Genomic DNA, 12,291 nt, shown 5'->3' on the forward strand with positions numbered 1-12,291 from the left:
CATGAATGAATCGTCGCTGCTCAAGGCGTTGATTGAATCCCTGCGGTGTTTGCCGGGGGTCGGGGCGCGTACCGCACAACGCATGGCGTTTCACTTGCTGGAAAACGACCGACGCAGCGGCGAACGTTTAGCTGAAGTGATGGGGCGGGCAATGCGTGAGATTAAACAATGCTCACGTTGCCGCACCTTGACCGAACACGATACCTGCCGCATTTGCGCCAATCCGGCACGCCAAGCTACGTTATTATGCGTGGTCGAACATCCGTCTGATGTCGTAGCGGTGGAACAAGCCACCGGTTATCGCGGCTATTATTTCGTGCTGGGTGGCAGGCTGTCACCGCTGGATGGCATTGGCCCCGAAGACATTGGGCTGGATTTGCTGGAAGCGCGGTTGGACGAAGGCGAAGTGCAAGAGTTAATCCTTGCCACTAACCCGACGGTTGAAGGTGAAGTCACTGCGCATTACATTAGCGAACTCGCCGCCAAACGCAATATTCCGGCATCACGGATTGCGCACGGCGTACCGATGGGCAGCGAATTGGAATACGTCGATAGCGGCACGCTTTCACACGCCTTTGAAGGACGGAGAAAATACTCATGAGCGACTGCTTATTCTGCCGCATTGTGGCAGGTGAAATCCCCGCGAAAATTGCTTATCAAGATGCTGATGTCATTGCGTTTCACGACATTAATCCGCAAGCACCGCTGCACGTGTTGATTATTCCGCGTAAACACATTGCCACGATTAATGACCTGCAAGCAGATGATGCGGCGTTGGTGGGCAAGCTATTTTTAGCAGCAAAACACATTGCGACGGAAGCGGGTTATGCCGAGAATGGCTATCGCGTCACCATGAATTGTGGTGCGGATGCGGGGCAAACGGTGTTCCATATTCATTTACACCTGTTGGCGGGGCGTGAATTGGGGTGGCCGCCGGGTTAAATTATTCTTTCTAGGGCTGACCATGAAAATTCATACAGGCATGATTCTTTGCCTTGTTTTACTGTGGCTTGGGGGCTGCGGTGAGCAAAAACCACAATCGGTGATTTTACCCACCGTTGATAAATTCACCGACACCAGCCAATTGGCAACGCCAGTGCCGCGTGAACAATTGCAGTCACAAATCCCAGAGTTGGCTGCGTATTTCCAACGGGTGCAAGCTGCCTTACAAGCCGACCCGCCGATATTGTTACTGGACGACAAAGCCTTGCCGGATGTTGCCGCGCAAACCGCACAGAAACTGGCAATCGCTAATCCCGACTTTCTCAAATTTACCCGCAATGACAAAACAGGCGAAGCTTTACGCAATGAAATCATGAATGTGCGCAAAGCCCTACCGGGTGATTTCAGTGCAGGCAATCGCGGACCTTGTGCGCAAACGGAATGCTGGCGGGTGGAGATGTACCACTATTTCCATAACGCTTCGACGATTGCGTTTGTGGATACGGCAAAGCAGCAAGTGCTTGGTGTGAGTCGCCAAAATTTCGCCCAACCGGATTTACCCGCGCATTTGGTGGAATTAGCGAGCGTTATTGCCGGGGCATCACCAGAAATTCAGGCCATTTTGCAGGATCGGGAACGCCAACCTGACAAAAAAGAGTTCAAGACCGCATTGCAAGAGTCGATGTGCGAGCGTTCACATCACCTGTGCGTTGCCCCCACTTATGTGTTTGAAAATGATGCATTGTGGGCAATCGTGGATTTGACCGATGGTAAATTGGTCGGTTCACGCTGGACAGATTTGGGCAACAGCGGCCCTAAAACCCTGGTGACAGAACGCAGCTTGGAAAACGAAACCACCTTCCGCAACTTCTGCGAGAAAGTAAATTCGCTGGGGCAAGATGGCTGGAAGATGGATTACGTGATTACCGGCTCGGACGGTTTACAGCTTTCCAACGTTACCTTCAACGGCAAAACAGTGCTGAAAAATGCCAAATTGCTGGATTGGCACGTGAGTTATTCCACCCGCGAAGGCTTTGGTTACAGTGATGCGATTGGTTGCCCCTTGTTCAGTGCGGCGGTGGTCATTGCTTACAATGGCCCCAAAACCGAACCGATTGTAAAAGATGGGCAGGAAGTCGGTTTCGCGGTGGTGCAGGATTTTCGTCAACCGCCTTGGCCTACGCCATGCAATTACCGTTATGTGCAACGCTTTGAATTTTACAAAGACGGGCGTTTTCGGGTGGCGCAAGCCGATTTCGGGCGCGGTTGTGGCACGGATGGGATGTACCGTCCGGTAGTGCGCATCGACCTCGATACGGGCGCGGCGCAAAACGTGGCGGAATGGGATGGCAAGCAATGGCAAACTTGGGATAAAGAGCAATGGCGATTGCAAGATGATGGCAAGTTAACTACCGAAGGCTTCCAGTATCGCGTGCTGGGCAACGATGGCGCAGGTTATTACGTTGAACCGGGGCGCGGGCAATTTGGTGATGGTGGGCGCGGCGACAAGGCGTTTACTTATTTCAGTGCCTACAAACCGGAAGAAGGCGAGCAAGATACCGTGACAATTGGTTCGTGCTGCAATAGCGATCATCGTCAAGGCCCTGAACAATTCATCGAGCCTGCTGAACCATTACAAGATAAAGATGTGGTGCTGTGGTACGTGCCGCAAATGAAGAATGACGGTAATCCGGGTAGCGAGTATTGCTGGGCAGATACGCGCGTTAAAGACGGGGTGGCGAATGTGGAAGTCTGGCCTTGTTGGTCGGGGCCGATGTTTGTACCGGTGAAATAACATGAAGAAATATTACTTATTAATCGCACTTCTGATTTTACTCAGCGGTTGTGGCGAACCGGACATGGGTAATTTCAAACCGGGCGTAACCAATGCTTGTCAGGCGATGCCGCCTTTCATTGCCAAAACGGGGTTGGGGGCGCAGGTCGCTATCGACACGCAACAACGCGGTTATACCGGGTTACGCTTGTTGCAAACTCAAGGTGGGCAGACTTGGCAGCACCCAACCTGGGACGATGCCGGACACGTTGGTGCGTTTGCGCGGGATCGGCAGGGAAATATTTACGTTGCCCCCACCCCCGAAGTTAGTCTTGCGGAAAATCCGCCAGCCTTACAAAACCGCATTTACCGAGTCGATGGGTTGACCGGAGAAATGGCATTATGGCTGGAATTACCCGCCGTTGCGCCGCCGTCGCAATCGAATCCGTTTGGCACAATGGGCTTATTTTACGATTGCGATACCGACAGCTTGTATGCCAGCTCCTTGGCAGGCTCGACCGCAAAACAGGCAAACGGGCGCATTTACCGTATTGAAATTGCCAGCAAAAATGTCGTCAGCCAACTGGAAAGTACCGATGCTATTGGAGTTGGGGTGTTCAATGGGGCAACACAGAAGCGATTGTATTGGGGGGCTGCGCGTTCTTCCGACGTGTATTCGGTGGTGTTGGATGCTAAAGGTAATTTTACCGCCGATGTACGCCACGAAACCGCGCTGGCAACACTACCCGACGGCAATAGCACCAGCGTGCGCAAAATCAGCTTCGGGCAGGATCGCCAAGGGCAATTTCTGATGCAATTGAAAGAAACTGAGTTCGGGTTTCGGCTATTGGCAGAAAACAATCCACGCAAACGGACGTACAACTTTGTTTACCAAGCTGATAAGGATCAGTGGCAGTTCCTTGGTGCTGCGCCAGAGTCTGGAGAGTAAGCGACACGACATTAAAAAGATGACCGCTCTTCGGTTTTAATTTGACCGCAAGCCCAGTCAAGGCTGTAAAATCACAAAGAATAATGAAAAATTATGCTAACAATAAAGGGGCATTCCATGAAAAGCTACAAGCAGCTATGGCTGGGTACGCTGGGGGCAACGCTATTTGTACCGCAAATGGTACTTGCAGATATTTCCGGGACAGTGTTTCGCGACTTTAATGCTAATGGATCATTAGACAGCGGTGCGATCACTGATGCGGGGATTGCTGGCATTACGGTCAAAGCATTCAATGCTGCGGGTGCGCAAGTCGGGGCAACTGCAACATCTGATGCAAGTGGTCATTACGCCCTCACTGGTTTAACCACTGGTGCAGATTACCGGGTTGAATTTGCTTGGACACAGCAGTGGTTAAAACCGAGTGCCGCAGGTGGCACAGCCGTGCAATTCGTCAAGGATGGCGCAACTGCAAATTTTGCGCTGCACGACCCCAACCAATATTCGCAAGCAGCTCCCTACCTAGCGATTCCCCAATATATTAATGGCGATCCTGCTGCTGCCGTTGACATCTCTTCTCAAACTGGCTTGTATGCATTCCCAAATAATGCCCAAAGCGTCGGTAGAAGTAGTCAATCACCAGTTCCAATTCCAAAAGCGAAAATCGGGCAAATTGGTGCGACATGGGGGGTAGCGTATCAACGTAGCACCAAAACTTTGTACGCTTCGGCTGTTTTAAGACGTTATTCTGGATTCGGTCCATTGGGCACGGGCGGGATTTACAAAATAGATATGTCAGACCCGATGGCTGCAACCGATGGCGCAACGTCTCTGAACTATATTGACTTAAAAACGATCGGCATCCCCACTGGTGATGATCCGCGCGAAGCAACGGGGTGTAACAGTGTTGCTAAAAATATCGGTGATCCTGCCCATGATGCTGCCACTTGGAATAAAGTCGGTCAGATAGGAATTGGCGGTATCACAATGGATAATGACCATAACCGTCTATGGTTGGTGAATCTTGCTGATAAAAAGCTCTACGCTATTCAAAATACCAGCCCAACCACCACGCCAACCTCAGCAGATGTTTTAGGTGGCTACGACATCAGTTTACCCAGCGGTCAAACGTGTGCGGATGGCGAATTACGTCCTTGGGGCGTTACTTACCATCATGGAAAAGTTTATATTGGTGCTGTCTGCGATGGCTCTATCAGTATTTGGGATCCCGCCAAATTAATGGGATACATCTTAAATTTCGATCCTAATAATGCTGCAAATGGCTTTGGAATAGAGCATTCTTTTCCACTCAATTATCCCCGTGGCGGATACGCTGGTACTAACTTTGCGACCTGGGGATCGTGGAGTAATTACTCCAATGATTCCCCAATCTTAAGCGGTATTGAGTTTGATATAGACGACTCACTTATCGTAGGCATTGCTAACCGTAACGGATTCCGTCATGCGCCAAACAATTACTACTCTACTGACTGTAACAACACAGATTTAGGTAGCCTTCCTAGTGAGGGTGATGTTTTACGCTTCTGTAAATCCAACAACAGCTACTTAAATGACGGAGATACTGGTTGCAGCACCACCATACCAGCTTCCACACAAGTGACGAGCGGCGGCATTACTCAGAAGGAATATTATTGGGGTGAACATGGCCCTGTTGCGGATACAAAAGATAACTTCAACGAAACAGCCCAAGGTGGTTTAGCTTTTCTGCCCGGTTCTGAAACATTGGTAACAAACGGCATGGATCCAACGGAGTTCCATCAAGGTGGCGTATTCTGGCTAAATAATAAAACAGGTAATGCAACGAGCCGTTACTTTATTTATGACACCGCTTTGCAACCCGGTACGATGGCCAAAGCCGCAGGGGTAGGTGACGTAGAATTGTTAAGTGATGCTGCCCCCATCGAAATCGGCAACCGCGTCTGGCTCGACACCGACAACGATGGTATCCAAGACGCGGGCGAAGGCGGTATTACCAACGTGCAGGTCAAATTGTTTGCCGGGGCAACAGAACTAGCTACTGCCACTACCGCTGCTGATGGCACGTATTACTTCACCAATGCAGCGGGTACAAATACGGACAGCAAAAAGTACGACCTTAAGCAGTTGCAACCGAACACCGCTTATACCGTCAAGTTCCCCACCAGTGTGACGGTTTCTGGCACGACGTATAACCTGACGACGGCTACCGCAGGTGGCAATAGTCAAATCGACTCCAACGCTGCGGCAACGGGCGATGTGGTTGTGAATACCACCGACATTCCAACTGCGGGTGCGAACAACCATAGCTTTGACGTAGGGTACAGTGCCGTGCAGCCACCAACAGGCTGTACCAGCATCACCAACAATGCGAGTATCACTCAATCAGGAGTAAGCGACCCTGTTATTGATAACAATAGCGCATCAGTAGCGATTCAAGCTAATTGCACTACGCCCAAAACCGACCTCAAGCTGGTGAAAACAGCCAGTAAAACCACAGTGCGTAAGGGAGATACACTGACTTATACCATCACCTTGAGCAATGAAAGTGATGTGGATGCCACAGGTGTTGCCGTCAATGACAAATTGCCCGGTGCACTGACATACGTTAGTCACGCGCCAGCAACGGCAAACTACAACAGTACATCTGGTGACTGGACGGTTGGCACAGTTCCCGCCAGACAAACGTTAACCTTGAACATCAATGTGACGGTCAACTAACCAGCCTAAGGCAAGGTGGCATTCAGCTTAAGTTCTGAATGCCACTGTTATTTTTGTAATATCCATAAAAATAATCTGTGACACTCTAAGGAGGCTTGATGCGTCACCAAACACTACTTCAAGGTTATGCTGGCGGTTTCATCCTGCTGTGCTCTTCTGCCACCGCATTCGCTGACATTTCCGGTAAAGTCTTTCTCGACTACAACCTGAATGGTCAATTGGACAACACCGCCAAAATCCGTAACTTTGCTGATAATCTAGACATTAATATTGCAGTGGATAAGGGGATTGCCGGGGCGCAAGTCCGTGCGGAATGTATAACCAATAGCGGCACAACTACATTTGGTCCTGTGACCACTGATGCCAGCGGACAATTTACCTTAACCACCACTGGGGCTACCGCTGGTGCAAATAACTGTGTATTGCAATTAGCATATATTCCCTCCGGCTACAGTGTCGGGACACAAAATGGGAATGGCAATGTCCTCACCCAATTTGTCACACCGAACACGACATCAGCTAACTTTGCGGTCAAAGAAGCAAGTAGTTATTGCCAAAACAACCCGGATTTGGCAACCAGCCGTTATGCTTACGGTCAACAAACGCCGAATCCCCCCTATGCCGGAAATAATGATGTTGCCAACTTGTTTGCATTTCCTTACAACAGCGGTTCTGTTGCTACTCATCAAACCACGCCAACGGGATACAACGCCCCCGATATGGATGCCAATGATCCTACAATTAAAAATCTTGCGCTGGCAAAAGAAGTGGGTAGTGTATTTGGTTTAGGGTGGCATCCCGCTTCCAAAAGCCTGTTTGCGGCTGCTTACATGAAAACATGGACAGGCTTTGGTTCTCACGGTACGGGGGCAATCTATAGGGTAAACCTGAATGACCCAGCCACCCCGACGACCAGTTTGTATGCTGACATTAACACTCTTTTTCCTGCTACGCCGCCAACCGCCGGAGCAGACCCTTTCGTGACAGGTATCTTTTCACCTGCCAGCCCTGGTTATGTACAGATCTCAGATGGCAGTAATGGCACAGACCCAGATGGTGCATACATTGCTTCTGGTAATACTACACGGGATGAACAAAGTGGTGATTTGATTAATGCTGTATGGAAGACTGCTTTTGGTGACCTTGACGTTACCGCTGATGGCAAATCCATTGTCACGGTTAACCTAGCTAACCGCAGCTTGTATTTCCTGCCAGTACAAGATAATCCGTTAACAGCCGCCGATGCTGCTAAGGTTGAACATTATGCCATCCCCTTTGACAATGCCTGTTTAGCAGATGGCTTAGGTTACTTTGATAAGCAGGCTTTTGGTTTAGGTGAGTATCAAGGCGATATTTATGTCGGAACCCGTTGTGATACCGGATGGGGGGTTCCATTAACGGAAGTTCGTCGTTTTGATCGTTCAAATAAAACATTCGCTCCAGCCCCAAGCCTGCATTATCTGTATGTTTCAGATCAGGATGTATATGAACGCCATCTGTTGATCCCTTCCGACATTGTATTTGATCCTACTGGCAATATGACTATCGCCTACCGCCAAACTGGGGCTGATACTGGCAAAGGAGCAGGTTATGGTGCAGTACGTCGTGCTTGTGTGCAAGATGTTGCCAACCGTCTATGGAGTATGGAAAGCAATGGCTCCTGCGGAGGAATAACAACCGCAGGTGCAGGCAACAATAAAGGACCAAATGGTGGACAGTACTTCTTTCAGGAATGGCCATCAGACATGGGGGCAACTTATTGGATGGCTGGTTTTGGTGGGGCAACCCATGTTCCCGGCTTCCAAGAGTCGGCTTATACGATAGCCGATCCTTTCCAAGTCTACGAGTCAGGTGTGACATGGTTAGACGTAGGATTAGGGGATGTTGCAACCGCAGGTCAACGTAAGCGTGCCTATTCTTTTTACCGTGGAAAGGGTTCATTCGAGTATCCTGACAACCGCCCGGTTAGCGGAAAAAACGGCGCATTGGGCGACTTGGAAGTTTTGTGTGAACAACCCTCTATCGAAATCGGCAACCGCGTTTGGCAAGACGGTAACAACAATGGTATCCAAGATGCGGGTGAAGCTCCCATTGCTGGGGTCAAAGTTGAACTGTTTACTCAAGGGGTTGATGTCAATAGTGCAACACCATTGGCAACCACGTTGACCGATGCTGATGGCTATTATGTCTTTTCTAATGATCCACGCGGCTATCCAACCAGCGGAAACAATGCACCTAATGACACTGTTGGGGCAAATGGCGGATTTAATATTGCAGACATCCAAGGCGGACGGGCAAGTACCGCCAGCCACAAATACGGTTTGAACACATTATTGCCTAATACCCAATACCAAATTGCCATTAGGAATGTAACGGGCGCAGGCAAGCAGGCTGCATTAACCACCTTAGCACTGACTACACCTTCTCAAGGAACAGATGAGGAGCGCAACTCTGACGGCGGTTTAGTTGGCACTAATGCCATTTCCAATGTCACCACACTGGATTCAGGCAACCATTATCACGCTGTGGATTTTGGTTTTGTTGCCAGCAATACCCCAACGTGCAGCATTAATACGCCAACGGTAACAAGCACTTGTAATAATAACGGTACACCAAGTAACGCCAGCGACGACAAGTTCACCTACAAAATCACTGCAACAGGTTCAAATGTAGGGGCAACGTACAGCATCAGTGGTGGTGATACTTACGCCAACCGCAGTTATGGCACGGAGCATACCTCCACCAATAGTTTCCCGATTTCAGGTGGGAATTTAGCCTTGACGCTGACGGATGATACGACCGCAAGCTGTAAGCTGGAAAACGTGACCATTACCGTGCCAAGCACCTGCTCCAGCAGTGCCCCAAGTGCTGACTTAGAGGTGACAAAAACAGCCAATGTCAGCAGTGCCAAATCAGGGGATACCGTGATTTACACCGTCAAGGTCAAGAATAATGGCCCTGATACCGCAACGGGTGTGGAAGTCACCGACCAATTGCCTGCGGGCGTAACCTATGCCAGCCATAATGCGGGTCAAGGTGCCTACACTTCCGGTACGGGGCTTTGGACGGTGGGTACATTGGCTAATGGTGTAACCGCAACCTTGACTATTAATGTAACTGTTAATTAATTAGCCAAAAAAAGGCGGCATTCAGATTAGGTTCTGAGTGCCGCTGCTATGTTACAGCGCAATACCGACTGAACTAGAAAAATAAGCCATGACATTTCAAAAGGGGGCTTAATGCGTAACCAATCGTATTTCCGACGCTGTGCTGGCAGCATCATCCTGACACTCTGCTCAACCGCTGCCTATGCCGATATTTCCGGTACGGTCTTCCGTGACTTCAATGCCAATGGTGTGAAAGACAATACCGCAACATTTAATGAAATCGGGGTTGCGGGCGTAACTGTCACCGCACACGGGGCAAGTGGTGTCCTAGGTTCTGCGACAACAGCGACGGATGGCTCGTATACCATTGCGGGGGCAACAGGTGCGGCACGGGTGGAGTTCGGCGCATTCCCAACAGGTTACTACCCAACTGTAGCCAGCAAACCTGCTGTGCAATTTGTCACCGCTCCGACTACCGATACCAACCTCGGTTTGAACTATCCAACGGATTATGTAGGTAATACCGATCCTGTAGTCGTCGTAACCCATCAAGTAGGTGGGCATCCGCTAGTAAACGCCGGTGCAGGTTCATCCCCTAGCCTTCCGGTAATGACTATTTTTAATTACAGCAACCGTAATTACAAAACTAATCCAGACGGAACAATTAAAAAGGAGCTACCTGATGGGGTCAGTAGCTTAGTGGCGAATAAGCAAGTCGGTACGGTTTTTGGTGCTACTTACTCGCCTTATAGCAAAAAGCTTTTCACTGCGGCATTTCTCAAACGCCATTCCGGTTTGGGAACCTTAGGCAGTGGTGGTATTTACATGGTTGACCCAGCGGGCACATTCCCCAATACCACCGTTACGCCTTTTGCTGATTTGGATAGCTTGGGTATTCAAACCAATCACCCCAATACCAGCGATGCGCTGCACGTAAAGACCAACGATGATCGTGGTCTACAATGGGGAGATTTTTTACCGACTAACGACCAGAGTGCTTTTGCCCAAGTTGGACGTGTAAGTTTAGGCGACGTGGACTTATCAGATGATGGTCGTTACTTATTTGTTACCAACCTTTATAAGAAAAACATCGTAAAAATTGACTTACGGGATGTGAAAAATCCACAAATACCAACGGCAGCGCAGCTACAAGAACTCACAATAACGCCACCGACTTGCACCGGGGGTGAGTTCCATCCTTTTGCATTAAAATACTACCGCAACGAGCTTTATATTGGCTCATTGTGTGATGGCTCGACATCAAATAACCAAGATGATGTTACATTCCAAGTCATCAAAATGAATCCAAATACCGGCACAAATAGCATCGTGTTTAATTTTGGCAGCTATAACAAGGCAACTGTTTTTGGATTCCCCAGTAAATGGGCAACTTGGTTGAATAACCCCAATACCACTGCTGCACCAATGCAACCGATGTTCACAGACTTAGAAATTGATGTGGACGGTTCGCTTATTATGGGTTTTGCTGACCGCACAGGCCATCAACGGGGTCATGATAATTACCAGCCGCATAATAATGATAGCGAAGACGTGGCTATCGCAGGTGATATTTTAAGAGCATCATACAATGCTGCAACAGGGGCTTACACCCTAGAAAACAACGGTTCAGATGGAACGAATGCGACAATAGGTGGGGTAGATAATAACCAAGGTCCCGGTGGTGGTGAATTCTATCTGGGGGATACCCAAAAAATACAGTGGTGGAGTGGCAATACCACTCCTGACATTGATGACCATAAGGAAAAATCCCAAGGAGGGTTAGCCTTGTTACCCGGTAGTAACAAAGTAACCATGGGGACGATGAACCCCAAAGGCATGGCGTGGACAAGCGGTGTCGCGTGGTTAAGCAATACAACCGGGGCACTGACACAAGATTTGTACATCACTGACCGTTTAGGCAAAGCCAACGGCATGGGGGATATTGAAATCCTCAACGACATCCCACCTATCGAAATCGGCAACCGCGTTTGGCTGGATAGCGATAATGATGGCTTACAAGATGCGGGTGAAACAGGCATTGCAGGCGTACAGGTAAAACTCATGCAAGGGGCAACGGAACTCGCCAGTGCCACCACCACCGCCGATGGTACATATGCTTTCAGCAGCGCAACAGGCACAACGACAACCAGCCATATTTATGGTTTAACTGCGTTAGTGCCGAATACCACTTACACGGTGAAATTCCCCACAACAACAACCGTCGGCGCAACCACCTATAACCTGACGAGTGCCAGTGCAGGCAGCAACCGGGAAGTGGATTCCAACGCACCTGCAACAGGTGAAGTCAGCGTTGACGCAAGTGATATTCCACAATCCGGGGCAAATAACTACTCGTTTGACGTAGGATACGGGACAACACCTCCAGCAGCGGGGTGTACCACTATCGCGAATATAGCCAACGTCAGTAAGCTAACCGAAACTGATCCGACGGCTGCCAACAATAGTGCATCAGCAGCTATCCAAGCCAATTGCGTCACACCGAAAACCGACCTCAAGCTGGTCAAAACCGTCAGCAAACCCACCGTGCGCCACGGAGACGCTATCACCTATACCATCACCTTGATCAATGATAGTGATGTAGAGGCAACGGGCGTAAAAGTGGAAGACCGCCTCCCCACTGGTCTTACGCTGGTCACTGCTACACCAAGCCAAGGCACGTTTGCTGCTGGTGTGTGGAATGTTGGCACTGTCGCGGCTCGCGCTACATTGACCCTAACATTGGCGGTAACGGTGGATTAAACCTCATCGAACCAACAAATCTAATACGAACACCATAATGATAA

7 protein-coding genes are annotated in these 12,291 nt (G+C 49.5%); all 7 read left to right on the plus strand.

Annotated features, from left to right (window positions below; translation table 11 throughout):
- The first annotated feature begins 1 nt into the window (after position 1).
- The 7 genes from recR to J9260_RS12380 all read left to right on the plus strand — a co-directional run bounded on the left by recR (position 2) and on the right by J9260_RS12380 (position 12,247).
- Positions 2-601 (plus strand): recombination mediator RecR, encoded by a 600-nt coding sequence (gene recR / locus J9260_RS12350; RefSeq protein ID WP_210218046.1) that lies wholly within the window; start codon positions 2-4, stop codon positions 599-601.
- Positions 598-942 (plus strand): histidine triad nucleotide-binding protein, encoded by a 345-nt coding sequence (locus J9260_RS12355; RefSeq protein WP_210218047.1) that lies wholly within the window; start codon positions 598-600, stop codon positions 940-942. Before recR ends, J9260_RS12355 begins: the two co-directional genes overlap by 4 nt.
- A 22-nt stretch (positions 943-964) precedes the next feature.
- A complete protein-coding gene (locus tag J9260_RS12360; RefSeq protein ID WP_210218048.1) occupies positions 965-2,737 on the plus strand; it encodes a hypothetical protein in 1,773 nt (590 codons plus the stop codon).
- A 1-nt stretch (position 2,738) separates the two neighbouring features.
- The gene (locus J9260_RS12365; RefSeq protein ID WP_210218049.1) at positions 2,739-3,665 is read left to right on the plus strand and encodes an SMP-30/gluconolactonase/LRE family protein; all 927 of its coding nucleotides are present in this window, start codon (positions 2,739-2,741) and stop codon (positions 3,663-3,665) included.
- Positions 3,666-3,782: 117 nt separating this feature from the next.
- Positions 3,783-6,380: an SdrD B-like domain-containing protein gene (locus J9260_RS12370; protein ID WP_210218050.1), complete on the plus strand. Its 2,598-nt coding sequence runs from the start codon at positions 3,783-3,785 to the stop codon at positions 6,378-6,380.
- A 98-nt stretch (positions 6,381-6,478) separates the two neighbouring features.
- The gene (locus J9260_RS12375; protein ID WP_210218051.1) at positions 6,479-9,508 is read left to right on the plus strand and encodes an SdrD B-like domain-containing protein; all 3,030 of its coding nucleotides are present in this window, start codon (positions 6,479-6,481) and stop codon (positions 9,506-9,508) included.
- Positions 9,509-9,619: 111 nt separating this feature from the next.
- Positions 9,620-12,247, plus strand: coding sequence for an SdrD B-like domain-containing protein (locus J9260_RS12380; RefSeq protein ID WP_210218052.1), 2,628 nt, complete (start codon positions 9,620-9,622; stop codon positions 12,245-12,247).
- The last annotated feature ends 44 nt before the right edge of the window (positions 12,248-12,291 follow it).

It is taken from the genome of Thiothrix unzii, assembly GCF_017901175.1.
GTDB classification, from domain to species: Bacteria; Pseudomonadota; Gammaproteobacteria; order Thiotrichales; family Thiotrichaceae; genus Thiothrix; species Thiothrix unzii.